The organism is Lysinibacillus sp. 1 U-2021, from assembly GCF_029916965.1.
Taxonomy (GTDB): domain Bacteria; phylum Bacillota; class Bacilli; order Bacillales_A; family Planococcaceae; genus Lysinibacillus; species Lysinibacillus capsici.
The window spans coordinates 4,554,080-4,580,702 of record NZ_CP123966.1 but is presented as its reverse complement, the minus strand read 5'-3'; the positions used below and the strand labels follow the sequence as shown (position 1 = coordinate 4,580,702).

20 protein-coding genes and 3 riboswitches are annotated in these 26,623 nt (G+C 36.1%); of the genes, 2 read left to right on the top strand and 18 right to left on the bottom strand.

The features are described from left to right. Positions 1-17: 17 nt before the first annotated feature. Positions 18-587, bottom strand: coding sequence for a YitT family protein (locus QH639_RS24360; protein WP_048391911.1), 570 nt, complete (start codon positions 585-587; stop codon positions 18-20). Positions 588-768: 181 nt separating this feature from the next. On the opposite strand from QH639_RS24360, the gene QH639_RS24355 reads away from it, so the two are divergent. Next, positions 769-2,055, top strand: a complete 1,287-nt coding sequence (locus QH639_RS24355) for a DUF2252 domain-containing protein (protein ID WP_237899128.1) — start codon at positions 769-771, stop codon at positions 2,053-2,055. A 43-nt stretch (positions 2,056-2,098) separates the two neighbouring features. Here QH639_RS24355 and QH639_RS24350 read toward each other — a convergent pair whose 3' ends face one another. From QH639_RS24350 to QH639_RS24295, 12 genes are all read right to left on the bottom strand, one after another. Beyond that, positions 2,099-2,620, bottom strand: a complete 522-nt coding sequence (locus QH639_RS24350; RefSeq protein ID WP_048391915.1) for a DUF2179 domain-containing protein — start codon at positions 2,618-2,620, stop codon at positions 2,099-2,101. 300 nt (positions 2,621-2,920) lie between these two features. Next, positions 2,921-4,219: a nucleobase:cation symporter-2 family protein gene (locus QH639_RS24345; RefSeq protein ID WP_036075370.1), complete on the bottom strand. Its 1,299-nt coding sequence runs from the start codon at positions 4,217-4,219 to the stop codon at positions 2,921-2,923. Further along, complete coding sequence (locus QH639_RS24340; protein ID WP_048391917.1) at positions 4,219-4,803, bottom strand: xanthine phosphoribosyltransferase; 585 nt, start codon at positions 4,801-4,803, stop codon at positions 4,219-4,221. Before QH639_RS24340 ends, QH639_RS24345 begins: the two co-directional genes overlap by 1 nt. A gap of 134 nt (positions 4,804-4,937) precedes the next feature. Beyond that, a riboswitch (purine riboswitch) is annotated at positions 4,938-5,039 on the bottom strand. 164 nt (positions 5,040-5,203) lie between these two features. Beyond that, positions 5,204-7,027: an APC family permease gene (locus tag QH639_RS24335; RefSeq protein WP_281115373.1), complete on the bottom strand. Its 1,824-nt coding sequence runs from the start codon at positions 7,025-7,027 to the stop codon at positions 5,204-5,206. A gap of 118 nt (positions 7,028-7,145) precedes the next feature. Then, positions 7,146-7,295: riboswitch (cyclic di-AMP (ydaO/yuaA leader) on the bottom strand. Positions 7,296-7,508: 213 nt separating this feature from the next. Further along, positions 7,509-8,033: a PepSY domain-containing protein gene (locus tag QH639_RS24330; protein WP_131522392.1), complete on the bottom strand. Its 525-nt coding sequence runs from the start codon at positions 8,031-8,033 to the stop codon at positions 7,509-7,511. A 90-nt stretch (positions 8,034-8,123) separates the two neighbouring features. Then, positions 8,124-8,795: a PepSY domain-containing protein gene (locus QH639_RS24325; RefSeq protein ID WP_131522391.1), complete on the bottom strand. Its 672-nt coding sequence runs from the start codon at positions 8,793-8,795 to the stop codon at positions 8,124-8,126. Continuing rightward, entirely contained in the window at positions 8,792-10,087 is a 1,296-nt protein-coding gene (locus QH639_RS24320) for a HAMP domain-containing sensor histidine kinase (RefSeq protein WP_237899118.1), read from the bottom strand. Before QH639_RS24320 ends, QH639_RS24325 begins: the two co-directional genes overlap by 4 nt. Continuing rightward, positions 10,077-10,772, bottom strand: a complete 696-nt coding sequence (locus QH639_RS24315; protein WP_131522389.1) for a response regulator transcription factor — start codon at positions 10,770-10,772, stop codon at positions 10,077-10,079. The genes QH639_RS24320 and QH639_RS24315 overlap by 11 nt, the downstream gene beginning before the upstream one ends. A 118-nt stretch (positions 10,773-10,890) precedes the next feature. Then, positions 10,891-11,175: a hypothetical protein gene (locus QH639_RS24310; RefSeq protein WP_131522388.1), complete on the bottom strand. Its 285-nt coding sequence runs from the start codon at positions 11,173-11,175 to the stop codon at positions 10,891-10,893. 98 nt (positions 11,176-11,273) lie between these two features. After that, positions 11,274-14,510 carry an InlB B-repeat-containing protein gene (locus tag QH639_RS24305; protein ID WP_281115372.1) on the bottom strand — a complete coding sequence of 1,079 codons (3,237 nt, stop codon included), beginning with the start codon at positions 14,508-14,510 and terminating at the stop codon, positions 11,274-11,276. A 188-nt stretch (positions 14,511-14,698) separates the two neighbouring features. Then, on the bottom strand, positions 14,699-17,215 hold the full coding sequence (locus QH639_RS24300; protein WP_281115371.1) for a winged helix-turn-helix domain-containing protein: 2,517 nt from the start codon (positions 17,213-17,215) through the stop codon (positions 14,699-14,701). A 26-nt stretch (positions 17,216-17,241) separates the two neighbouring features. Further along, positions 17,242-19,785 (bottom strand): winged helix-turn-helix domain-containing protein, encoded by a 2,544-nt coding sequence (locus QH639_RS24295; RefSeq protein ID WP_281115370.1) that lies wholly within the window; start codon positions 19,783-19,785, stop codon positions 17,242-17,244. Positions 19,786-20,007: 222 nt separating this feature from the next. On the opposite strand from QH639_RS24295, the gene QH639_RS24290 reads away from it, so the two are divergent. Next, positions 20,008-21,273 carry an Nramp family divalent metal transporter gene (locus tag QH639_RS24290; protein ID WP_131522384.1) on the top strand — a complete coding sequence of 422 codons (1,266 nt, stop codon included), beginning with the start codon at positions 20,008-20,010 and terminating at the stop codon, positions 21,271-21,273. A gap of 47 nt (positions 21,274-21,320) precedes the next feature. Here QH639_RS24290 and QH639_RS24285 read toward each other — a convergent pair whose 3' ends face one another. The 5 genes from QH639_RS24285 to QH639_RS24265 form a co-directional block, all read right to left on the bottom strand. Then, positions 21,321-22,010, bottom strand: a complete 690-nt coding sequence (locus QH639_RS24285; RefSeq protein ID WP_048391929.1) for an ABC transporter permease — start codon at positions 22,008-22,010, stop codon at positions 21,321-21,323. Then, positions 22,003-22,926 carry an ABC transporter ATP-binding protein gene (locus QH639_RS24280; RefSeq protein ID WP_131522383.1) on the bottom strand — a complete coding sequence of 308 codons (924 nt, stop codon included), beginning with the start codon at positions 22,924-22,926 and terminating at the stop codon, positions 22,003-22,005. Before QH639_RS24280 ends, QH639_RS24285 begins: the two co-directional genes overlap by 8 nt. A gap of 130 nt (positions 22,927-23,056) precedes the next feature. Then, positions 23,057-23,992, bottom strand: a complete 936-nt coding sequence (locus QH639_RS24275; RefSeq protein ID WP_281115369.1) for a sensor histidine kinase — start codon at positions 23,990-23,992, stop codon at positions 23,057-23,059. A 6-nt stretch (positions 23,993-23,998) separates the two neighbouring features. Continuing rightward, positions 23,999-24,691, bottom strand: coding sequence for a response regulator transcription factor (locus tag QH639_RS24270; protein WP_131522381.1), 693 nt, complete (start codon positions 24,689-24,691; stop codon positions 23,999-24,001). Between the two features lie 150 nt (positions 24,692-24,841). After that, positions 24,842-26,305: an amino acid permease gene (locus QH639_RS24265; protein ID WP_259951188.1), complete on the bottom strand. Its 1,464-nt coding sequence runs from the start codon at positions 26,303-26,305 to the stop codon at positions 24,842-24,844. Between the two features lie 82 nt (positions 26,306-26,387). Beyond that, positions 26,388-26,564, bottom strand: a riboswitch (Lysine riboswitch). Between the last annotated feature and the right edge of the window lie 59 nt (positions 26,565-26,623).

Genomic DNA, 26,623 nt, shown 5'->3' with positions numbered 1-26,623 from the left:
AACTTTTTTTATGTTTATTAAACTCGACTAGTAATAATGCTTGTCGTAATCCCCACAACTAGCACTGTAATTATAGATAATAGCAAGGTCGAGGTGGATAGGAGAAAGCCACCTATAACAATCACGATGGAATCAATAAAAAATATTAATATCCCAACATTGATACCCGTTTTATCACAGATAAATTGTGCTATCAAGTCAGTCCCCCCTGTGCTTGTCTGAAATCGCAGCATTAGACCAATACCAAAGCCTACAAGTATTCCTCCAAGAATGGCACTATAGAGCGCATCAATTTGCACAAGATTGCGGACAGGCTTTAAAAAATCGATAATGAAGGAAGACGTTAGTAAGCCATGTATACTATTGTAAAAATAGGTTTTATATTTAAACCACGCAATAATAAAAATTGGAATACTAATGATAATAATCATTAAACCAATTTGGAGCTTATATAAATAATGTAATATTAGCGCTAACCCTACTACTCCCCCATCTAAAATTTCATAGGGCGTTAAAAATAAGTTTATTCCTAACGACAATGAAATACTTCCTATTATAATAACTAGACTTTTTGTAAAGAAATACATACAACCCCCCTCCGTGTCTATGCATGTCTTATAGTATGAAAATAGGTTATTGAACATGTTATGAAATAACCTTAGATGATTAGCCATTTTTATCGAGTGCATTTGCTAAATTTCTTCGAAACTTATTCAATTTATTTCCGTATATACAGATAAATTTTAAATTAACAAAGGGGATTATGATATGGAGCATGCATTATTGGAACAAGTTAAACATACTAGAACTTTTTTAAGACAAGAACAATTGGAAACAATCTTTGAAGAGTTTGATGGTCAACGAATGCGCTTAACAGAGGTACAGCGCTTGGAGAAATACCGTAAAATGCTTGAAAGTCCTTTTCGCTTTTTCCGTGGGAGTGCCTATCTCTTTTATTTTGATATGACAAAATCCGCTTCAATCTTCCATACTCCTGATAGAAAACCGACTTGGATTCAAGGTGACATGCATATGGATAACTTCGGTGCTTTTCAAAATGAAGCAGGCTCCATTGTTTTTGATGTCAATGATTTCGATGAGGGCTATGTCGGTTCTTATTTATACGATATTATTCGTATGAGTATTAGTATTGCACTTTATTTAGAAGAACAAGACTTACATAAAACAACTCAAGAAAAGGCTATTCAACATTTTCTTAATAGTTATATCAATCAACTAAAACGATTTGAGCGTAAACAGGATGATCCTCTAACACTCATTTTCACAAAAGATAATACAAAGGGACCCGCAAAGAGGTTATTGAAAAAGCTTGAAAAACGCCAAAGATCTTACTTTTTACAAGATATTACGTATCTCAATGAAGATGGCGAACGTGCTTTCTTATGGAGTGAAGAAATTCAACCAGTCACTGTTGAGGAATACAGTGCCATTTCAAACGCACTTTCTACTTATAAAATTAGGGACATAGCTTATAAGTATGGCTCTGGGACAGCTTCTATCGGTTTAAAACGTTACTATATTTTAGTGGAAGATGAAAAGGGTGCATCAGGGGTTGAAAATTTAGTGTTAGAAATGAAAGAAGTACGCACAGCCATTCCTGCCTACTTTCTTCCCTATCAGGATCTGTTTTGGGCTCATTATGAGCACCAAGGAGCACGAGTAGTTGGAACTCAAAAAGCCATGCACCACTTAGAGGATCCACATTTAGCCTTTATTACAATGAATGGTCAGGAATTTTATATTCGAGAACGTTCTCCTTATAAAAAGAAGATTAAGCCTAAAAACTATAAGGATGTAGAGGATTACTTTACAACAACATCACTTATGGGGAAAATCGCCGCTAAAATACATGCACGAGCTGACATCGATTATTCTTATGTTTTTACCTATCACAGCGAGGAGGAGATTTTAAAAGCGATCGGTAAAGAACGAAATGTATTTATAGAACATACAATTTTACAAGCAATGAGTTACAAAGAAACCGTCTATACAGATTATGACTTATTCAAAAACTGGGTTGAAACAAAAATGTAAAAAGGGACCTTCGCTTTTAGCGAAGGTCCTCTCATATTGACTATTATTTTTGCTTGGCCTTCATACGAGCAAGTAAAAAGCCGCCCTTAAATGATTTAGGCTCATACGAGATAATAAACGCATTCGGCTCAAATTGCTCTACTATTTGAAAGAGCTCTCCTTCACGATTCCTCTTCGTTAAGATCTCATATTTATAGCGGTTACTATCTCGCCCTTCTCCTATATAAATCGTGACTGCAAACCCTTCGTGGCGAAGAAATTTCACAAGCTCTTCATTTTTATTTTGCGTATTAATGGTTGTATAAACATAGCCTATCGCTAGCTTTCGTTCTATTTTTGCTCCTAAAAATATACCTAATCCAAACCCAACTGCATAGACAACCATAGATAACATACTTTGCTTCCCACTAAAAACGAGTGAAAGGCCAAATACATACACCAACATCTCCAGCATCCCAAATATCGCAGCAAGGAACGTGATATTCTTTACTAAAAATATAGTTCGTAATGTTAAAAAAGGTACATATACTAATTGTAGAATTAAAATTAAAACAATACTTTGCATTTATGCTAGACCTTTCTGAGAGTAGTTTTTATATAAGTATATGTTGAAAGAGAGAGTTACATGCGATTTCAACAACTCTATTTTACATTCCCTTTTAGTCTAATGTTAAACATTCAAGATGACTGTCTAAAGTTATTTTAACGGAACAAATTTTAATCTAAAATCATAATCAATAGTTTAATCTATTACGACAAAAAAATGCCACCTCCTTAAATCTATATCAATAGATAAAAGTAGATGACACTATTCTTTTCATCAAAATATGTAAAATATTTAGATGAATGTTATTTAATTATCTTTTTAAACTTCCCCATGCATCGGGTCTTTTTTATGCTTCGGCCCAATCATGTTGAATAAAATATTTAGGATAATCGCTGTGACTGAACCACAAACAATACCATTTGACGTTAAGATTGAAACGCTTGTTGGCAGTGCATCAAAAATGCCAGGAACAACGGATACACCGACACCTAAACTTACTGCAATCGCTGCAATCATTGCGTTTTCTGCTGATTCATTCATAACAGGTACAAGCATGCCCATACCTTGTGTAATCACCATACCGAACATCGCAAGCATTGCCGCACCTAGTACAGATGTTGGAATAATCGTTGTTAATGCTGCGATTTTTGGTAGGAAGCCTAATGCTACAAGTAGACCACCTGTGATGTAAATGACTTTACGGTCCTTAACGCCTGACATACGAGTTAGTCCCACGTTTTGTGAGAATGTTGTGTATGGGAAGGCATTGAAAATACCACCGATTACTGAAGCTAGACCTTCTGAACGGTAGCCACGAGCCAAATCTTTTGAATCTAATTTTTTATTACAAATATCACTTAGCGCAAAATAGACACCAGATGATTCTACTAAAGATACCATTGCTACAAGTGTCATGGTAATAATCGCCGTTACATCAAATGTTGGCATGCCAAAGTAGAAAGGTTGTACCATGTGAAATACATTAGCATCTGCAACTGGGGTGAAATCCACCTTGTCCATGAAGGCACCTAAAACAGTACCTACTACTAATCCGATCAGAATAGAAATAGCGCGAACAAAGCCTGTAGAAAAGCGATAAACGACTAAAATGATAACCAATGTAATAAAGGCTAAGGCTACATTAGAAGCAGAGGCAAAATCCTCAGCACCTTGTCCACCTGCCATATTGTTTAATGCTACTGGTAATAAGGAAATACCGATAATTGAAACAACTGACCCTGTTACGACTGGTGGGAAGAATTTCACAAGCTTGCCGAAGAAGCCCGCAATTATCATTACAATTACACCAGAGGCAATAATAGAACCATAAATGTCCGTAATACCCTGCTCTGGGTTTGTACCAATCGCAATAATTGGACTTACCGCTGTGAATGTACAGCCAAGTACTACAGGTAAGCCAATACCAATGAATTTACCTGAATAAACCTGTAAAAGTGTAGCGATCCCGCACATCATAATATCAATCGCTACTAAATACGTCATTTGTGTTGAATCGAAGCCAATTGCCCCACCGATAATCAGTGGCACTAAGATGGCTCCAGCATACATTGCAAGTAAATGTTGAATCGCTAGCGCAGTCGATTTAAAGGTATTCATTACGCGCGAGCCTCCGTAGCAAATGTTACTTTGCCATCTTCAAGAGAATCTACTATTGCTAATGACTCAACGCGAACACCTTGCTCACGCAATAGTTTTCCGCCATCTTGGAAGCCCTTTTCAATAACAATTCCAACTCCTACAACATTCGCACCCGCTTGTGCAGCAATATCAAGTAAGCCTTTGACAGCCTCACCATTAGCTAAGAAATCATCTACGATTAAAATATTGTCATCTTCGCTTAAGAAATTACGTGAGACAGAGATCTCATTTGTTTCATTTTTTGTGAATGAATGTACCTTTGAAGAATAAAGGTTATCTGAAAGAGTTAATGATTTACGTTTACGAGCAAACACGACAGGCGCGCCAATTTCTAAGCCTAACATCACGGATGGGGCAATACCTGAAGATTCTATTGTTAAAATCTTTGTAATCACTTGATCAGAGAAACGATTTGCAAATTCATGACCAATTTCCTTCATTAGCATCGGATCAATTTGATGGTTTAAAAATGAATCAACCTTTAATACGGATGAAGATAATACTTTACCCTCTTGCATAATTTTGTCTTGTAATAACTTCATTTCTTTCATATCCTTCTTTCGTAAAAAATTATAAAAAAACGCTGAATACTTTGATTCCATTCTGCTACGAGTGGAGCAAAGCATTCAGCGCAAAAACGTCGAAATGAATAGAAAACATCATTAAATTGAAGTTCTCTAAAAGCATTGCTACCCATAGTCGATTCATTTACGGTAAATCGGTAGAAACTTGCGAGCCCTATTCTCGCTATTATATGAGTGGATTTGTATGAAACTATCAGAATAACCAATTTATCACTTTATTCGGTAAGGGCTACTATCTCTCACCAAAAAAAGTTTGATTTTTCGGAATTTAATGGCATTCTGGAACTTTTTAATTGTAAACGTTCGTGTTTTCAATCAACGTACTGATTATAACAGACTATTTTCTAGCTTGCTAGCATTATTTTGATAAATGGAACGGTACTGTCATAATGACGACATTTCTGTGAAATAACAGTGATGTACGAATGAGAAGACTCGATTGGTTGTGTAGCATATGATGCCACCCTTTTTTCGGTAAGAATTGAGGGATAACAACTGTAACTTTATGACCTGTCTTCGTACATTGATGTTCTACTTTATCAATAAATTTAATTAATGGCTGTGTAATGCTGCGATATGGTGAATAGTAGGTAACTAATCGTACATCAGGTTGCCAGGCGTTCCACTTCTCTTCAAAAGCTTTTGCATCTGCTTGATCGAAAGCTACGTAAAAGGCTATCACTTTATCAACCTTAAGTGATTTGGCATAATGTAGGGAGTTTTCAACCACCTTTGTTATACCAGCTACTGGCACAATGAAAACATTCCCCTCAATAGTAGCCAGTTCCTCATGATTTAATCTTAACTGTTCTCCAACAGCTTGATAATGTTGCTTAATGCGATGGAATACAAAAATAATAATTGGTAAAAAGATAAACACTGGCCATACTTGAGGCATTTTTGTCACAAAAAACATCATTGCCACGATGAAAGAGATAGCAGCCCCAATTGTATTGATTGTAAATCTTGCTACCCAGCCTTTAGGTTTTTCGTGCCACCATTTTCTCATCATTCCCGTTTGCGCTAATGTAAAGGGAATAAATACGCCTACTGCATAGAGCGGAATTAAATGCTCTGTGGCCCCGTCAAAAAGGATAATTAAAAAAATGGCTGCAATACCTAGCATTAAAATACCATTTGAATAGCCAAGACGGTCCCCACGAATTTGGAAAATTCGTGGGATAAAACCATCCTTCGATAAATTCACAGCAAGCAAGGGAAAAGCTGAGTATCCTGTGTTTGCGGCAAGTACTAAAATCATTGCCGTAGTCCCCTGTACAATATAATAAAGGAAATTCCGACCAACACTAGCTTCTGCTAGTTGGGAAACGACTGTTGCTTCTGCTGTTGGTGCAACGCCATAAAAATAAGCTAGACTAACAATCCCGATGAATAAAACGGCTAAAATGGCACCCATTGCTAAAAGCGTTTTAGCAGCATTATTTGGAGCAGGATTTCTAAAATTAGGTATGGCGTTAGAAATAGCCTCTACTCCAGTTAACGCTGAGCTTCCTGAAGCAAATGCCTTTAATAAAATAAATAGGCTAATCCCTGCCACTGGTGTGCCAATCTTTGGATGTAGCTCTGCAGGCACCTGTCCAGTTGCCACATTATAGAGCCCAATCCCGATTAGCAACAGCATAACGCCTACAAATAGATAAACTGGGTACGCCAAGATAGAAGCTGACTCTGTTACACCTCGCAAGTTTAAAATCGTTAAGAAAATCACAAATATAATAGCAATGGGTACATTATAAGCATGAAGACTTGGAAATGCAGATGTAATGGCATCTGTCCCGGCCGACACACTTACTGCTACCGTTAAAATATAATCAACAAGCAAAGAACCCCCTGCAACAAGACCTGCATTCACGCCTAAATTTTCTCGTGATACGACATAGGCGCCTCCCCCATGTGGATAGGCGAAGATAACTTGACGATAGGATAAAATCAGTGCCACGAGTAGAATAACCACTCCAGCGGCAATAGGTAAAGAATACCAAAACGCCATTGCACCTACCGTCATTAGGACAATTAAAATTTGTTCTGGTCCATAGGCTACTGATGACAATGCATCTGACGATAATATGGCCAGTGCCTTTGTTTTACTGAGCTTTTGTTCCCCTAACGCATCGGATCTTAATGGTTTGCCGATTACATAACGTTTGAATGAGGATTTCATTGATAAACACCTTCTAGTTTCATAGAATGTGTTTCGCCTTTCTAAATTACATCAAAAAACGCCTACAAGTCATCACTAAATAAGACTTGTAGACGCTCATCCGTCTGCCAAGCTCCACTTTTCTGCTCTTAACGCTTACGAGGTTAGCTGTCGGATTCGGGCCTGAGTAGCCCTACTCCTCCACAAGGAAGAGATTCACCCCAAGAATGGCTATGCCATCCATCAAAATTGGTTCCCCCGCGTTTAGTTGCTTCAGCGATTTAGAAATTTGAAACTTTTATAATGATGTCATATTACGCCTGCTAATTAAAAAAGTAAAGAAGAAAATTTTTCTCTTTTTTGAGTAAAAGCATAGGCTTTTTTTGAACATATAAATAATCGCTTCTTAAAGAAAATTTCCTGAATACCTAGTCAAAACCCACAATATAAACAATAAAAACTGCCTTAAAGGTATATTCTACCTTCAAGACAGCTCATTATATTAGTCATCAAAGCCTTGTTCAAAGTCGATAATGTTCCCAGAGACTGCATCCACATCTACTTCGTATTCATATTGACCGTCTTTCAGTTCAATTTCATATACACCATCATCAAGCTTAATTTTTGTCACTTTACCCTTTGCTTTTGTTTGGGCTGTCTTGATAGCCTGCTCTTTTGTAATTATTTTTGTTGTAGCAGTCGTAGCAGGAATATGATCATCCCAATCATCGTCATCTAGACGTTCCTTTTTCTGCTTGAGCAATTTTCCACTATAAGCATCAAATTTTAAATCATATTCTTCTGTATCTTTATACACCTCTACTTCATAAATAGAGCTAAACTGATTTTGGTCAAATTCGATATTGGCAACTGTACCATCCACTACCGCTAGAGCTTTCTTCTCAATTTCCTGCATGGATAAGACCTTTTTTTCTTGGGCATTTCCTGATAATAAAGTCGTCGAGCCAATCGCTGCACCCACTCCCAGTGTCATTACTAGTGCTGGAATCATGATCATTTTTTTCATGTTCATCTCTCCTTTGTTTTATCTAAACTTAGCTTACCAAGTGAAGATGATAGAACTATAAGAGAAACATTAGAATTTCATGAGAATGATTTAATGATCGTCATCCCATGTTACAGACAGTACTTTTCCTGAAACAGCATGAATTTGAAATGTAGCTTCGTCCTCCTGCGTTTCAATCTCAACTAAATAATAACCACCCTCTGAGGTTTCTTCAAAATCAACTGAATCCACTTCACCCTTTAATTGCTTAAGAGCTATTTGAATGGCCTGTTGCTCAGTTATAATAGGCTCTTCGATAGGTTGTTCTTGTGGCTCAACCTTTTTCTCAGCCAGTAGTTCGCCAGTATAACCATCAAACGTTAAATCCTTTTGAATTTCCTCATTTTCAACACGTACAGTGTAAATGGAGTCTGTAAGCATAACGCTTTCTACATCTCCATATTCCTTTTTAACCATTTGTCTGATCTGCTTTTCTGTTAATAGTAATTTACTATGTCCTTCTTTCAGGATAAGATCAGTCACCTGTTGTGTCGTAACATCGAGTATAGCTGCATACTTGACATCGTCACGCGTAAAAAGCATTTCAAAGGTATTTCCTTGTTTTTCAACCTGTGTAACATGACCATTGTAGATAGTCTCAATATGCCGAATAGCCTGCGCTTCACTAAGAGGTTGAACGTAAAAATAACGATGTTGAACAAACCAAATTACTCCACTACAAAAAAGGATAATAACAACAATTACTAACATCCACTTTTTCATTGCTGTTCCTCCTTTGGTATACATAAAGTAAAGCTTGAGCCTTCCCCAAGCTTACTTTTCACATCTATCGTTATACCTAATTGTTGTGCCAGTTCATGCGCTATTGCTAGCCCTAGCCCTGAACCTCCTGTTTTACGATTACGATCCTCTGTTACACGATAAAAACGCTCAAACAAATGAGGAATATGCTCGACTGGAATACCCATACCAAAATCTTGGATGGTAATACGTACTTGATTGGTTGTTTCGGTGACTTGAATACGTACTTCATCCTTACTATATTTCCTAGCATTATCCAGCAAAATAAAAAGTAGTTGCTTCAATATTTTTTCATCACTATAAATAAATTTTGGAATCTGCGCATCAATTCTAAATGTTCGATGATAAGCCTGTTCCATTTGTGAAGCTACTTTATTTAAGAAAGGGGCAAGCTCTAGTTGTTCGAAATGAACGTCCAATTGCTCTTTGTTTTTAGCTAGTTCTAGCAATTGCAACACCATTTCATGCATACGAGATGATTCATTGGCAATGGCTTGTAAGGATTCCTGAGCAACCTCCCGATTATCAAAACCCCTTCTTAGGAGGAGTTTTGCATAACTTTCAATGACAGTTATAGGGGTTTTTAACTCATGGGAGGCATTTGATACGAATTCTTGTTGCTTTTGATAATGTTGTTCAAGCTTCTCCATCATCATATTAAAAGTACGGTTAATGTTTGTTAACTCGTCGCCACCTTTTTCTGTAGTATCTATTTTTTCATATTTCCCAGTAGATGCACTTTTGCGCATGGTCTCATTTAAACGTTCTAGCGGTAATAAAATAAGTCGCCCAAGTACCAAGCTCGCTAGGAAAATTGGAATCGTTGCCACGACAGATACAACAACTAAGATGACCTTTAACAAATCTAATGTCCGTTCTACTTCTTCCATAGATTGCTGTAATGTTATATCCACTACCGTTCCGTCGATCCAAATAGCAGGCATAGTGTAGGTAATGGCAGGGACTTCTTGCATTTCAAGGGTAGCTTGAACCTTTGTTTTCAAGCGTTCACCATCATAAATATAAACAGCACCCTCTGTGGGCATATAAGCTCTTAATACTTGCTGTAGGTTGGTTTGTGCATTTAACTGACTCAGTGTAGAGCTTAAATCATTTGCCCGTGACTGGAGCTGATTATATTCCGTATCATAGGCAAATTTCTCATACAACAAATAAATTCCACTATTTGTTGCCACTACAATAACTAGCATAAGCAATGTTGTTAGTAGATGAATTTTTGTTTTAAGTCTCATAACGATGTTCCTTTAGCACATATCCAACACCTCGAATTGTCTGAATAAGAGGTGTTGGATTAGCAGCCTCAAGCTTTTGTCGGACATAACGTATATAAACATCCACAACATTTGTATCCCCATAATAATCATAGCCCCACACAGCCTCTAATATTTGCTCCCTTGTCAGTACCTGTTTAGGATGCTTTAGTAAATAGAACAACAAATCATACTCACGAGGTGTCAGCTGAATTTCCTTATCAAAATATACAACTTCCCTTGTTTGCTCGTTTATCGATAAATGGCCAAATGTAAGTGCAACTTGCTTTGGACTCACCTTCTGCGAAAACCGTAATGCATTGCGAATTCGTGCCAGTAGCTCCTCAATTTCAAAAGGCTTTGTCACGTAATCATTGGCTCCTAAATCCAAGCCCTTTACCTTATCCTCTACTTCACTTTTGGCAGTTAGCATGATAACAGGTGTTTGGGATTCTGTTGCACGAATACGCTTTAGCACATCAATACCACTCATCTCAGGTAGCATGATATCAAGTAAAATTAAATCCCATTGCTGCTCACGGTATTGTAGTAAGCCTTCTGCTCCTGTATGGGCCATCGCTGCCTCATATCCTTCAAATTGAAGCTCCAGTTGTAGCACTCTCGCAATATTTTCTTCATCTTCTATAATTAAAATTCGATGTGTCATGTCGAATCCGTCCTTCGCCTTTTCTTTTCATCGTATACGATACAAGTGGTGAAAGTCTAATTAGAAAATGATGAGAAAGACAATACATTTCTTTTTTTGACACAGAGTATGTCTTTAACTAATAAACTTTTGGTAAAAAGCTGTATATATCCCTTTTCTGAAAAATCCCTGAGCTTACTTTAGCAACTTTTTTGCCATTTAAACGGCTTGGAAAGGGAAATTCCATATGTGGACCATTGTAATGAATAATGGTCACTGTACCATCAGAGTTATTACGCCAATCATAATTCCTTTCATCTGTTTTGATTGAAAGTTTAATCGATACAAAAGCTAAACTTAAGAATAATATGAAGAAGATAAGACGAGCAATTTTCAATAGAAACACTTCCTTTTCTATTAGCATAATAATTTACATCCTTACGCACTATTGAGTAATGTTAATAATTTGAACAAAAAAATCTCACCAAAAGCTTTATGGATAGCGATTGGTGAGGTTTTTAATTATTGATGCAAAGCTCTATACAAAAATGCTACAAACTCCGCACGTGTTACAGGATCATTTGGTCTAAAGTTGCCATTATTTCCAATTGTGATCCCATTTCCTGCGAGTATAGCTATAAAGTTATGTGCCCAGTGTGTTTTTGGCACATCCTTGAAAGTATCTTTATTCGATGAAGTTAAATTAAAGGCAAGGACTAATACTTTTGCCATTTGGGCACGTGTCATATTAGTAGTTGGCTGGAAATCCCCATCTATGCCTTCAAACAGACCTGCTTGTTGCACCTGATCGATTACCCCAAAATAGAGATGGTTTTTAGGTATATCGTCAAATTCTCGTGCGTCTTTTTTCGGTTCTAGCGCTAACGCTCTTGTTAATATCAGGGCAGCATGCTGGCGCTGAATTGGTGCATTTGGCTTGAAGGTGCCATCTTGATAGCCTGTAATAATGCCCTGCTTTGCCATCTCCTGAATCATCGCCCAGCCCCAATGTCCTTTAGAAATATCTGAGAAGATGATATCTGGCTCTGGTTGGGGTGTTGTCTCTGTTGGTTGTGGATCAATTGGTTCTTCAGGTCTAGGTTCTTGTTTTTCAGGTATGGCTGGCTCTGGTATCGGGGTTGGATTCGGAGATATACTTCCTCCACCACCCGATGAATCGTCTGTTACCCAATGAGCATATAATGTGATACTGGACTTCACTACATCTTTAGAAAAATTCCATGGTATCGTCAGTTCAATATCCTTATACCAGCCTGTAAATAAATAACCTGCCTTTGTTGGATCTACTGGCTTTGTTGCTAAGGTATCTTTAATCACCTTCTGTGATGTTACTGCACTTCCTCCATTTGTTTCGAAAACCACCGTATATTGTGTGATGACCTTTTCCCATTTTGCATATAAAGTTGTATCCTCCGTCACCCTATCTATCTCAAAATTCCATAGACTATGGAGTTCTGCGTCTTTATACCAATCTACAAATAGATGCCCCGTTTTTGTTGGATTAATTGGTTTAGTAGCCTTCATAGGAGAAGTAAAAGTTTGACTTGGAACTGAACTTCCACCATTTGACTCAAATTTAAGCTCATATTGCTGTACTAAATCCCATTTCGCATATAAGGTTATATTTTCTGTCACTTTATCTATTTCAAATTCCCATAGGGTTGTGAATTTTTTATCCTTATACCAGCCTGCAAATGTATATCCAACTTTTACGGGATTTTCTGGTTTAGTAGCCGTCATATAAGAATTTATAGTTTGGCTAGGTAACGGACTTCCACCATTTGACTCAAATTGAACCACATACTGTTGTTGCACTATATCCCATTTTGCATATAAAGTTGTGTGCTCTGTGACCACATCTGTTGCGAAGTCCCATAGTTTAGTTAAAGCAGGGTTTTTATACCAGCCCGCAAATATTTGTCCTGCTAAGATTGGCGGTTCTGGCTCTTCCAACTTATCTCCATATTCTGCGACAATTATTATAGGGGTAGTACTATTTCCTGCTTCAAATCTGACACCATATACATTTTTCAACCACACAGCATATAAATCTATATCAAACGTTACCCTAAATGTGTCGAAGTTCCATTCTGTAGTACGTTCTTCATTAAACCAGCCAATAAATTTATGTCCTTCTTTTATTGGAATACTCGGTTTGCTGAGTAGCGCTCCTTCTGGTACTTCGACAGTTGTAATGTCTGTATCAGAGTGAAATGTGACAGTATGCGAATTCTTTAACCATTTTGCATACAAGATTTTATTTTCTGTTATCACATCTGTATTAAAATTCCAGGGTTTATTCAATTCTTCATCCTTATACCAACCATCAAATGTAAAACCTGCTTTCACTGGAACATCGGGTTCTACCACCTTTTCCCCAGACAATACTTTCTGTTCTTCTATGGTAGTACCATCACTATTTGTTTCAAATGTAACTGTGTACTGTTGGACATTCCCCTTGGCATAAATTCTCAAGGGTTGTGTTACATTTACATCCCATTTTGTTACCCATGATAAATCTTGGTACCAACCGTCAAAAGTACTACCTTGGCTGTTAAATGCATTTACTCCCAACATTAATGGGCTATTAAATTGAACCCATTGTAACCGATTATATTCAAATGCCCTATCCCCAATGCTCGTTAAACTGTTTGGGAACGATACAGTCGATAATTGATTATCATAAAATGCCAGATTTCCTATACTAAGAAGACTATTAGGAAGTTGTATAGATGTTAGTTGATTTTGACCAAATCCCCAATCACCTATACTTATAACATTATTAGGAACGACTATAGTTTTTAACTTATTACCAAAAAACGCGAGATTCCCTATACTAAGAAGACTAGTTGAAAGTTCTACATTCGTTAAGTAATTAGCTTGGAATGCTCCTATCCCTATACTAGTAACACTATTGGGAATATTTACAGTTGTTAACCTATTACTATCAAATACATAATTTCCTATACTTGTTATACTGTTTGGAAGTTCGACATTAATTAACTGATTATAGCCAAAAGCCTCATCTCCTATGCTTGTTACACTATTTGGAATCTTTATATTTGTTATCCGATTGTTTGTAAAAGCTTGGGCTCCTATTATTGTTACACTATCAGGAATATTTACAGTTGTTAATCGATTTCCAAAGAAAGCCTGATAATCTATAGCCGTAACACCATCAGGGATGTCCACATGTACTAACTGATTACCATAAAATGCTTGAGCTCCTATGGTGGTGAGGTTTTTTGAAATGGTTACGCTTGTTAATTTACTATTTTGGAATGTCCAACGTCCTATATCCTCCACACTATCGGGAATCACAATCGTGCTTAGTTGAGTTTTGGCAAAAGCCCAATCGCCTATCGTTATTACACTTTCAGGAATCACTATTTCTGTTAGGTTAGATTCATAAAACGCGAGATTTCCTATTATTGTTACGGGTTTCCCTTCAATGGTTTCAGGAACAACCACTGATCCCCCCGCACCTAAATATTTTACAATCGTTACACCTGCGCTATTTGGTTGTATCTCAAATTCGCTTGTATTGAAATTGGTTAAATCACGATCGTTATCTATTTGCTCATGAACATCAACCTCACTCTTATTATCTACTTCATTTCCCCCTGCTTCTTTAGCTTTTTCTTCTATGTCATTTTGTTCATTCGCATAGGTCAGGGATTGTCCCCATTGGAAAAAGAGCAGTAATACAATAAGCATAATGGTAATGTTTTTCTTCATTCATCCTCTCTCCTTCTGTAAATTTTCAGCTTCAAATAGCCCCTTTCCTTTGTTTCCATACATTTATCCTTATAAAGAAAAACACTCTTCTTTATCTTAAAAAAATCAATTTACTTCTACTATTGAGGAATGTTAATTTTTCACTAACTAAAAATAAACCGCTATCAATAAATTGATAGCGGTTTGTTTTATTTGGATTGTTTTAATAACAATGCTTGGGCTCTATTTTTTACTCCTAGCTTATTGTAAATTCCTGAAAGATACACGCGTATGGTCCCTTCAGATAAAAATAGTTGCTCTGCTATTTCCTTATTTGAAGCACCTTCTGAAAGTAGTGAAAATATTTCTTGTTCACGAGGAGAAAGAACTTCTAATACAGGTATTAGTTCTTGAACATAATTCAGTAATCGATAGACATAGCTAATGATTACTTCATCCCAGTCTTCTTTAGCATGCTTCTGGCAAACATCAATATAGTCCCTCATAAGGGGAATAATTTTATTCTCATCTAAAAAAGTTCTTATATAGTTATAAGGTTCAGCTAATTTCAATGCTTGGTGTAACGTTTCTAACGCCTCATCTGCTTGTCCTTGCTCACCCAAACATATGGCTAATAATATTGTGGCTTCTATACGAGTGGATAGCTGTTCTTGTTGTTGTGCCTGCGATTGTACCTGTCTAATCAATTGCTGTGCTGCTAGTGGATGTCCTTTCATGAGTAAATAACGTGCTTTTACTAGCAAATAAAATGGCGTATCCTTATCTACTTTTTCTTTGACCTTAGCTAACTCCTGTTCTGCTTGGACAATATTGTCTTCACGTAAAAATAAAAGTGCCTTCATCACTCTTATACTATTAATCCAATGGCGTTCATTGACAGCTTCAATTGCATGATCCAAAACGCCTTGAGCAACTATATATTGCTCTTCTAACACAGCCATTTTACTTTTAAGAATATACATCGGTACTAACAATCCTGCATCTTGAAATTGATGTCCAGAACGTATAGCTTCCTCTAATTCTATTGATAGCTCAGCAAATTGGTTCCACTCATATAATTTTTCTGCACGCACGCCATAGCTATAGCCCGTCATACTTAAGTTTTTAAATTTCCCTGTTCTAAACTTAGCAAAAAAAGACATAGCCTGTTCATCTGAAAGCAACTTTCCTCGAGATCCAATATTTGTTCTAAACAACATTGGCTCTGTTTGATTATATTGGATAAATATTGCGTCCCATTTGGACCCGACTGGATTTCTCTCCAGTCTTTGTCGAATGTATTCCCCAGCTTGAGAAAGGTCTCCATTTTTCATCACAAAAACATAGGCTTTCACACCTAGAAAATCATCGACAGCGGATGCATACTCACTTTTATTCATCCATTGATTGGACCTATGCTTTTGTTCTAGTTCTAGTATCGTCTGATAAGCATCTTCTAAATTGTGTAATGCTGCAAGTGTATAAGCATACATTACCATCAACTCTGGGTGTACCTCATAGCCATTAGACAAAAATGTATCAATCCATTTTACATAGGATGTGGAATGACCACAGGAAAGGAATGTTACAAGATGCTCCTGAATCCATTGTTCAGCATATATAAATACGTTGCCGCTTAAAGCAAGCTCTATAGCAGATAAAAAATTCCCATTATTATATAAAGCTACAGCTGCCTTTTCATATAAAAAAATAATATCCTGCTGAGTAAAACGATTGCTCAACTCTTGGCGCAATGCTTCTCTAAATAAATTGTGATATCGAAAAACCTGTTCTTTTGCTTCTACTCTGCTAATAAATAAACCTTGTTGATCAAGCTCTAATAAGACTAGGTGAGCATCGGTACGGTTTGTTAGGACATTACACGTATCAGCGGTTAATTGTTCTAAAAGTGAAGTATAAAGAAGAAAGATTTGTAGGGGTGGTGCTAGTTTGGAAAAAACCTCACTCATTAAATATTGGAACACATATAAATTACTTTCTCTAAACTCTTTGTCTACATTGTGGAAACCTGCTAAATTAGTCAATTGCAACCCTGTTGGCCAGCCCTCTGTTATCTCAAAAACCTTTTGAAGTACCTTTACATCCAGCTTTTTATTTAAATTTTTATAAAATTCTTTTGTCTCTTCATACGTAAAAAGTAGATGCTCTAAACCAATTTCAAGCAAGCAATGGTTTAATCTCCACCTTGCAATCGGTAATGAAATAGATGATCTACTAGTCAAATAAATAAAGCAATGTTCAGGTAAGAAATCAATTAGTCGAATCATCGCTTGATGGATAGTAACATTATGAATATGATGATAATCATCAATCATTATATGAATCTTTTTAGTAGATAGCGATAATTCATTTAAAAGAGAGTCCACTAAAAATTCTAATGGTAACTGTGGTTGAGCATGGAGTATAGAATTAATCCGAGAGGCAGCTTCTGGCTGTAAGGAGTGACCAATAGCATGAATTAAATACTTCCAATAGCGGTTTAGATCATTGTCTGTTTGGTCCACCGTATACCATGCAACTGCCGTCTCAAGTTGCTGAAACCAACTACTTAGAAAAGTGGTTTTACCATACCCTGCTGGTGCTTGTACTACTATAAGTTTTGCTGTTGACTGATGTAGAATAGCATTTAATCGTTCTCTTTCTATAATTTGCTTGCCCGTTTGAGGGACTGTTGTTTTTGAGGCTACTAAAATATTTGGCATCATGTAAACCTCCTTTCTCTTTAACAACTTTAAAAGCCTAGCCATTCTTTTGCCCATAATATGGCCTTCGTGCGAGATTTCACACCTAGTTTACTGTAAATTCCTGTTAAATATATACGAATAGTTCCCTCTGTCAACTGCAATTGTTGTGCAATCTCCTTATTAGAAGCACCTTCTGCAAGTAATTGTAGAACATCTTTTTCTCTTGCAGTAAAGTTAGCGAAAAACTCATCTTCTTTGCTGTCATTCTGTAATAGTTTATTTACATAGGCTAACGGCACTGACATAAATGTATCTCCCTTACTATGCTGACGTAGACGCCAGTATTTATTAAGTAATGGCCAGATAGAATCCTCTTCTATAAATGTACGGTAATACCCATATGACAGTCCATGTTCAAGAGCATCGTGTAATACTATTAAAGCCCAATCCTCTTTACCAAGTGAAAAATGACAAATGGCTTCTAGCAGACCCGCTTCAATAAGCGTAACGATTTGCTTTTCCTGAATTGCTCCTTCTTTTAAACGAATAGCAATTTGCAATGCTTCCTCCAGTTGGTTTTTAGCATACAGAATTTTACCCTCAACTAATAAATAAAAGGGATTTTTTGATGCAATTCTATAATTGATAAAATCCGTCACTCTAAAAAATTCCTGTTGCGCATATGAAATATTTCCTTCCAATAAATAAGATTGTGCTTTCATAATATAGAGCATTCCGATCCAATAAGGTTTATCGGTTTCCTTCATAGCTTCAATCAATAACAGATGTGCTTCTTCGAATTGTTTTTTAGTCATATAAATACGTGCCTTTAATAAGTACATTGGTATAAATAATCCTGGATCTTGAAAATGCAAACCATATTGTAAACCGATTTCTAACTCTTTACTTGCCCTATCTAAATCATTTATTTCATACAAAATTTCAGCTAGTAATCCATAGGTAACGCCTGTAATATTTCGCTCCCTTATTTCACTTTCATTCAACACGCTAATCAGTTCATCCATTTTTTCTACTGGTAAGAATTTTCCTTTTGCACCTATAAAAGTACGTAAAATTCTAGGTTCAAATTGATTATATTTTAATGAAATATCATATAAAGATGACTTATTCTTTCTTACATTTACACGTGTTTGTAAGCCTACTTTTGCCCTTTCAATATCCCCATCTTCCATATAACCAATATAAGCATTCAAAATTTCAAAGATTTTTGAGACAGCAATAAATTGAAAACCATCCATCCATTTCAATTTATTTTGTTTTAAAAGTAGTTCCTCTATGATTTTATTCGCCTGATCAATTTCATGGGTTGAAAACAGAGTAGTAATATATAAGACAAGCATATTAATATCTACTGGAAACTGCGCATTCCTTAATTTCTGTATCCACTGCCCGAATAATAGAGTATGTCCCTCGGCAAATATTTCGACTAAATATTTTTGAATCCATTCATGTGCAAGCTTGTATAATTCGCCATTTAAAGCAAGCTCAATTGCCGCTACATAGTCTTCTCCTTGGCATAAATTAGTGGCTGCTTCGTAATAAATAGAGGTAATCATTTCATAGGAATATTGCCTTTGAAATTCTACCTGTAGGGCATGCCTAAATAAAGTTTGGTAACGATAAACGGGTGGATGAGCTTGTACTTGTTCGATAAACAAACAATTTTTCTCCAGCTCTGAGAATGTAGTTAAACTATCTAATCCGTTCGTGATGGATGCACAAACACTCGGATCTAAGTAGTTTAAAATGGAAGTTCTTAGTAGAAAATCTTGCAATTCTTGAGGTAATATTAAAAGAATTTCTTGCATGAAGTACTCATGTATATATGAACTAGCTTTGCCTAAAATTTCTTCACTACTAAGATTACCTATCATTCCACCTGTTGATAGCTTTATCAGTTGGATACCTGCTATCCAGCCCCCTGTAGTCTTTAATAAAGGCTTCAGCGCATCCTTCTGTTCATCATTAGTAACAGAATTAAAGAAAGATTGTAGCTCTTCTAAATCAAAACATAATTGACCCGTCCCGACTTCTAGTATCCAACCTTTTACACGCCATTTTGCTAGTGAAAGTTCTAAATTAGTTCGTGTGGTTATATAGATTCGTGCATTGGCTGGTAAATATTCAATAAGTCGATTGATAATTTGATGAATTTGAGGGTTGTGGATTTCTTGAAAATTATCAAAAACAATATGAATATTTTCTTTATATGTATTCAAATCGTTTAACAGTGTATCTATAATTATTTCAAAAGGTGGTGTTTCATCTAGTATATTGTTTAACTTTTGTTCTACATTCAATATGCTAAAAGATAATGTATGTATTAAGTACTTTAAAAATTTCACAGGATCATTGTCATTCTGATCGATAGTAAACCATGCTACCGATTCATCAATATGCTTCAACCACAGACTTAAAAGAGTCGTCTTTCCGTATCCTGCGGCTGACCGTATAATGGTTAGTTTCTTCATTCGATTGTTAGATAAAATAGAAAATAATTTCTTCCTCTCTAATACATTTGGCACTGTACGTGGAATTGTTACTTTTGATTTTACCCATACCATATCCATCACCCTGTCTCCCTTCTTCATTTCATTAGTTCTATAAATTTCGAATTTTTCCTGCAATTTAATTTTTCTACTCATTCACTTCATCCAAAAGAGCATACTTATTTTAGAAGGATAAAGCAAACTACTTCACTTTTTTTATTCCTAGCGTTAGAATACTAATATCTTATTTTCCTATAGGAAACTTTATTTCACTAATGATACTTTTTGAAACGAGGGAACAATATGGTTTACAAACGAGTCACAAAATCGTCTGCAGAGGCGGTTTTAGATGGAGATATAAAAGGTTGGCGAAGATTTTTGCCATTTTTAGGACCTGCTTTCATTGCAGCAGTCGCCTATATTGATCCTGGCAATTTTGCTACAAATATTACAGCAGGCTCTCAATACGGCTACCTGCTACTTTGGGTTATAGCCTTTTCTAATTTAATGGCCGTGTTAATTCAGTCCCTGTCTGCCAAACTTGGGATTGCCACAGGAAAAAATTTACCTGAAGTCGCACGCGAGCATTTTTCTAAAAAAACATCTATCTTTTTATGGATACAGGCGGAATTGGTCATCATTGCCACAGACCTCGCGGAATTTATCGGAGCAGCACTAGGGCTTTATTTACTTTTTAATATCCCAATGCTTCCCGCCGCATTGATTACAGCAGTGGGTTCATTCGCTATTTTAGAGTTGCAAAGAAGAGGATTTAGAGCCTTTGAAGCAGGTATTTCTGGCATGGTTTTAATTGTTGTATTGGCGTTTGCCTTCCAAACATTTTTAGCGCAGCCAGCATGGGGTGATGTAGCGATTGGCATGTTCACGCCACACTTTGAAGGTGTAGATTCACTATTATTAGCAACAGGTATTTTAGGTGCAACCGTTATGCCTCATGCTATTTACTTACATTCCTCTTTAACACAAAGCCGTATTATTGGTCGTAATGAAGAAGAAAAAAGACGCATTTTTCGATTTGAATTTATCGATATTATCATCGCTATGATTATTGCTGGTGCCATCAATATGAGCATGCTCATAATTGCCGCAGCAGTATTCCATACCCAAGGCGTTGTAGTTGAAGATTTAGATGTTGCCTACAATGGCTTAAAAGAGGCGCTCGGCCCAATGGCTGCCATTTCCTTTGGTCTTGGTTTACTTATTGCAGGGCTTGCTAGCTCCTCTGTAGGGACTTTAGCAGGTGATGTTGTCATGCAGGGCTTCATTCAAAGAAAAATACCTCTTTATTTACGTAGAGCGATTACCATGGTGCCACCACTTGCAATCATTGCCTCTGGTGTGAATGCTACCTATGCTCTCGTTCTTAGTCAGGTTGTTTTATCATTTGGTATTGCCTTTGCACTTGTCCCTCTGGTTATGTTTACAAGTAAACGAGACATCATGGGAAGCTTAGTTAATCACCGTATTACAACTGTTTTAGGTTGGTTTGTCGTAGTCATTGTTGTTACGTTAAATATTTACTTACTGTGGGAAACAATTTTTGGATAACAAAAAGCCAGGTACTCTATAGTAATGAGCACCTGGTATCTTTTTGATTAAACGTCCACCTTTTCGATATTTCTAATGGCTAAATAAGCAATACCAAGACCCACGATTGCTAAAGTAATTGGAATAATAATAATATCGTTTAAAGTAAAGTTACCTGAATTTGATGAAGTTACAGACACAATTATAATAGATGAAATGATAGTTGTCGGTATAGAGTATTTTCTCATCCCGAAATACAATGGGATTAAAGCTATACCTGAGGCAGCAATCGCATTCATCAATACAGAAGGTATTTGCTGGATAATTAAAGAACTTGATAGTACATCAGGAATTAATTCATATCGATCGCTTATAATACAAAAAATGGTTGTAATAAGAGCATTGGAGATAATGATCATACTGAAAGTAAATAGCATGACAATAGCAAGCTTTGCGACCATTAATTTCTTTCTACTTATAGGATACATAAAGGCTAATGTAATGGTTTTAAATTTATATTCTCCGATGATTAACTTAGCTATTAACGTAGAAGCAAAAATCATAAAAACTGCTCTTACAAATGAATCAATAACACTGAATGCAACCTCATAATTTTCAAGCCCTGGGTCTCCTTCAACTTTAGAAATAAATAAAATCATAAACAAGAAACCAAGAATAACAAAATTAGCGATAATGGCTCCTTTAACATATGAACCTAAATGAAATTTTTTCATTTCTAAACGCATTAAATTAAGCATGGACAACACCTCCATTGATTAGCTTTAAGAAATAATCCTCTAATGAACTTGTTTTTTTACTAATCTCTTCAATCTCAACGTTATGTTCAATTAATGCTCTAGATAGGCTTTTTTGGGATAGAGTTGAGTCGTATATACGTATCGTTTTATCATCCATTAGCTTAAAATTAGTAATGTTCAATTCGCTTTCAATAATAAACGCTGCCTTTTTCCCATCACTTACAATCACTTCGGTATAATTGACCTGATCACGATTAATAGTATCCATTGCTACCTCCGTGATGAGCCTTCCATTCTTAATAACACCTATTGTATCGACCAATTGTTCTATTTCAGCCAGAATATGACTAGAGATAATAATGGTTATACCGTACTCTTTACAAAGCATCTTGAAAAGCTCTCTTAACTCCTTTATCCCTACTGGGTCTAATCCATTAATTGGTTCGTCTAATATAAGTAACTCTGGCTTTGTAATAATGGCCCTTGCGATACCTAATCTCTGCTTCATTCCCAGAGAAAAATCTTTAACCTGCTTATTCTCTGTATTCGATAACTTTACTAAATTAAGAACATGTGCAATTTCTTTCTTATCATAATAACCCATGTATTCACAATGTAATTCCAGGGTCTCACTAGCCGTTAATTTTTCATAAAAAATAGGATATTCAATAATTGTCCCCATTCTTTTTAGTATTTCATAGGATTTATCCGTCAATTTCGTCCCCAAAATTTCTACATCCCCACTTGTAGGCTTCGTAAGATTAGTCAGCATCTTCATAACAGTCGTTTTACCCGCACCATTTGGACCTAAAAATCCATAAATTTCTCCCTTCTTAACGTTCATATTGACAGCAGAAACAACTTCCTTTCCATCGTACACTTTCGTAAGCTGATTTGTTTTTACAATGTATGTCATGTAATTCTCTCCCTCAATTGTGACTAGCTTCATTATAAAAAATGAAACTCTCTATTTTATTACTGCATTCTTACATATTTCTTAAGTAAAAAAGCCTGCAAAGCATTAAAGCTCTACAAGCATAATCGATTTAATACATCATTCGCTTTAACGAAATCGTAAAAATAGTTCTTTCATAGGGAATACTCGATAAACGGATGGAGCCATTCATTATTTCTACTAGTCTCTTTGTAATCGTTAGTCCCAAACCGCTACCTTGGAAAGATTTATTTCGAGAATCCTCAAGTGTATACATTCTTTCAAAAACGCGATCGATATGATATTCATCAATGCCCCTGCCACAATCCCACACATCAATATCAATATTGACTTCGTCATTTCTTATGGTAATTCCAATTACATTGCCATCTGCTCCATATGCAATAGCATTAGACAGTAGATTGTTTAACACTCTATTTAATGCTTCTTCATTACCAAGCGCATATATGGAGCTTTCTGGGATATCAATTTTAATATCTAATCCCAGTGAAGTAACCAAATCGTAAAAAGACAAAACATTTTTTCGGCATATTTCACTGACATTGATTTTAGTGATTGGATAATCTGTGTCCCCAGCCTCTAATTTTGCCAAGTCAAAAAATGTATGAATAATTTTTAATACTTCTAATGTTTTAGCATGTACACCCTTAAGTAAACGTTGCTGTTCCTCGCCACTAATCCCATTTTGAAGTTGAAGCATTTCAATATAGCCAAGTACAACGGTTAAAGGCGTTTTAAGATCATGTGAAATATTGGCCAACATCTTTTTCATGGAATTTTCCATTTTACGATGCGTAGCCTGAATTTTTTGATGTTGATCTAGCAAAGTATTCAGTGTAATAAGTAACTGTTGAATTTCTGAATTTGTAGTTGTTACTAGAATCTTTTCATACGTCTGTTCATTCACAATTACGTGTAGTTTTCGATGAATATATTGGATAGCACGTTCTTGTTCTTTCTTGATTTTCCATTGAAAAATAAGAATGCCGATTAGCAATACAATGATTAATAATAATAGAAATATCATATAGTTTTACCCTTCAAATTTATAGCCGATTCCCCATAGGGTTTTAATATATTGAGGATGTGACGGATCATCTTCTATTTTTTCACGTAGTCTTCTGATATGTACATTTATAATATTTTCATCTCCGTAATAGGCATCTTTCCATATCGTCTGATAAATTTGCTCTTTGGTAAAAACTCTGTGGCGATTTGTCACAAACAATTTTAAAATGGAAAATTCCTTTGATGTCAGCTTTATCTCTTGTCCGCTCTTTGTTATTGAAAAATTAACGATATCTATCTTTAAATTATCAATTTCTAGGACTTCTTGCTTTTGTTCAGCTTGACTAGAGTATTTCGTAGCTCTTCTGATAACAGCCTTTACACGTGCTGAAAATTCCAGCATAGAAAAGGGTTTAGCAATATAATCATCTGCCCCTAATCCTAAGCCCAATGCTTTATCAACATCACTGTCTTTTGCAGACATAATAATGATAGGAAGTGCTGCCTGCTCTCTAATAATCTTTAATACTTCCAATCCATTTAATTTAGGAATCATAATATCTAAGATGACTAAGTCAAAGGTTTTTTGCAAACAATTTTGTAATGCCTCTTCGCCATTAGTCACTGTTGTGACATGGAAACCTTCCATCGTTAAGTAATTAGAAACCATTTCACGAATGGCTTCATCGTCTTCTACAAGTAAAATATGCTTTTGCACTATGATGCACCTCTCCTATCAAAACCCAATTTCCATATGTATATTACATTACCATATTTATGATGTTTGATTAGTGATTTGTTTATGAGTGTTGAAAAAAGAGCTGCTCCATAAACCATCACTCTTTGGTTTATAGAACAGCTCTATTATCTAATCTTCAACTTTTAAATCACAATCTTTAAGTGGAAGCATTTTTGTTTTGTGCTTTATTTTATAGCCAAACCATAATGCTAAAAATAATGGAATCCCAATATACGAAACAAGGATACCGTACCAATCAATCTTATCGCCTGTAAAGGCTGTGTAATTTTGTCCAATGACTACAATCATACAAACTGTAAAAGCAAATAATGGTCCAAACGGAAATAATTTGGCTTTATAAGGTAATAACTTTGGATCTAAGCCCTGTGCATCAAACGCTCGGCGGAAACGATAATGACTAAACGCAATACCTAGCCATGCAATAAACCCAGACATTCCAGAAGCATTTAATAACCAGATATAAACCACTCCATCGCCAAAGAAGGATGCCAAAAATGCTAAACAGCCTACAGCTAATGTTGCCATAAGTGCATAAATCGGAATACCTCTACGACTTAGCTTTGCAAAAAATTTAGGTGCATGTCCATCCACAGCTAATTGCCATAACATACGAGAAGATGCATATAGTCCTGAATTTCCTGCTGAAAGCATAGCCGTTAAAATAATGGCATTCATTAATGAAGCAGCAAAGGCGATACCTAGGCGGTCAAACACTAGTGTAAACGGTGATACTGCGATATCTTCTGATAATAAACGTTCGTCTGTAAATGGAATTAACATCCCAATTGCACCAATCGCTAAAATATAAAACAAAAGAATACGCCAAAATACAGATTTAACAGCCTTCGGAATATTTTTACCAGGATCATCTGTTTCACCAGCTGTAATTCCTAGTAATTCTGTCCCTTGGAATGAAAATCCTGCAGCTAGGAAAATACCAAATGTAGCAAGGAAGCCACCATGGAATGGCCCATCACTAACAAAGAAATTAGTGAAACCTACAGGAGCCTGCCCACCTAAAATACCAAAAATCATTAGTAAGCTAATGATAATAAAAACAATAACCGTTGCTACTTTAATCATGGCAAACCAATATTCACTTTCACCATAACTTTTTACGGATAGTAAATTAAACGTCAGTACAACAGCAATAAATAATACTGTCCAAAGTGCTGATGAACTATCTGGGAACCAATATTTCATAATTAATGACACAGCAGCAATTTCGGCAGCAATGGTGATTGCCCAGTTATACCAATAGTTCCAGCCTAATGCAAAGCCCAAAGCAGGATCTACAAATTTCGTTGCATACGTACTAAATGAACCTGATGATGGCATATAGGCAGCCATTTCCCCTAAGCTTGTCATTAAAAAATACACCATAATACCAATTAAAGCATAGGCAAGCAATGCTCCTCCAGGTCCTGCCTGAGCAATTGCTCCTCCACTGGCTAAAAATAGCCCCGTACCAATTGTACCGCCTAAAGAAATCATTGTAATATGACGGCTTTTTAATTCTTTTTTCAGCTTCGGTGCTTTATGTCCGAGCTGATTTACTTTTATTTCACTCACGATATAGCTTCCTTCCTATTTATGAGGCAAAAAAATGCCATCACATATACACTGTGATGGCTACATTAATCCTCAGTTTTTCCTACATGATAGCTCAACACGTTGTGCAAACGTGACAGTTCTGTTCCTTTCGGAGACAGCCCCAGCATGAGGTTTTCAAGTCCCCTCACACTTCGGCAATATTTCCTTTCAACTAATTTCATCAATGCTTGTCATTTCAATTAGCATACTTATAAATATCGCGACCTCTACCTCAATACAAACATGAGGCATATAATTATTAAATTTATGATGTTTATTATACTAACATAAGACCAT

Bases quoted from the DNA above. Each gene is read 5' to 3' on its own strand.
- QH639_RS24360 (WP_048391911.1), bottom strand. From the start codon at position 587: ATGTATTTCTTTACAAAAAGTCTAGTTATTATAATAGGAAGTATTTCA.
- QH639_RS24355 (WP_237899128.1), top strand. From the start codon at position 769: ATGGAGCATGCATTATTGGAACAAGTTAAACATACTAGAACTTTTTTA.
- QH639_RS24350 (WP_048391915.1), bottom strand. From the start codon at position 2,620: ATGCAAAGTATTGTTTTAATTTTAATTCTACAATTAGTATATGTACCT.
- QH639_RS24345 (WP_036075370.1), bottom strand. From the start codon at position 4,219: ATGAATACCTTTAAATCGACTGCGCTAGCGATTCAACATTTACTTGCA.
- QH639_RS24340 (WP_048391917.1), bottom strand. From the start codon at position 4,803: ATGAAGTTATTACAAGACAAAATTATGCAAGAGGGTAAAGTATTATCT.
- QH639_RS24335 (WP_281115373.1), bottom strand. From the start codon at position 7,027: ATGAAATCCTCATTCAAACGTTATGTAATCGGCAAACCATTAAGATCC.
- QH639_RS24330 (WP_131522392.1), bottom strand. From the start codon at position 8,033: ATGAAAAAAATGATCATGATTCCAGCACTAGTAATGACACTGGGAGTG.
- QH639_RS24325 (WP_131522391.1), bottom strand. From the start codon at position 8,795: ATGAAAAAGTGGATGTTAGTAATTGTTGTTATTATCCTTTTTTGTAGT.
- QH639_RS24320 (WP_237899118.1), bottom strand. From the start codon at position 10,087: ATGAGACTTAAAACAAAAATTCATCTACTAACAACATTGCTTATGCTA.
- QH639_RS24315 (WP_131522389.1), bottom strand. From the start codon at position 10,772: ATGACACATCGAATTTTAATTATAGAAGATGAAGAAAATATTGCGAGA.
- QH639_RS24310 (WP_131522388.1), bottom strand. From the start codon at position 11,175: ATGCTAATAGAAAAGGAAGTGTTTCTATTGAAAATTGCTCGTCTTATC.
- QH639_RS24305 (WP_281115372.1), bottom strand. From the start codon at position 14,510: ATGAAGAAAAACATTACCATTATGCTTATTGTATTACTGCTCTTTTTC.
- QH639_RS24300 (WP_281115371.1), bottom strand. From the start codon at position 17,215: ATGATGCCAAATATTTTAGTAGCCTCAAAAACAACAGTCCCTCAAACG.
- QH639_RS24295 (WP_281115370.1), bottom strand. From the start codon at position 19,785: ATGGATATGGTATGGGTAAAATCAAAAGTAACAATTCCACGTACAGTG.
- QH639_RS24290 (WP_131522384.1), top strand. From the start codon at position 20,008: ATGGTTTACAAACGAGTCACAAAATCGTCTGCAGAGGCGGTTTTAGAT.
- QH639_RS24285 (WP_048391929.1), bottom strand. From the start codon at position 22,010: ATGCTTAATTTAATGCGTTTAGAAATGAAAAAATTTCATTTAGGTTCA.
- QH639_RS24280 (WP_131522383.1), bottom strand. From the start codon at position 22,926: ATGACATACATTGTAAAAACAAATCAGCTTACGAAAGTGTACGATGGA.
- QH639_RS24275 (WP_281115369.1), bottom strand. From the start codon at position 23,992: ATGATATTTCTATTATTATTAATCATTGTATTGCTAATCGGCATTCTT.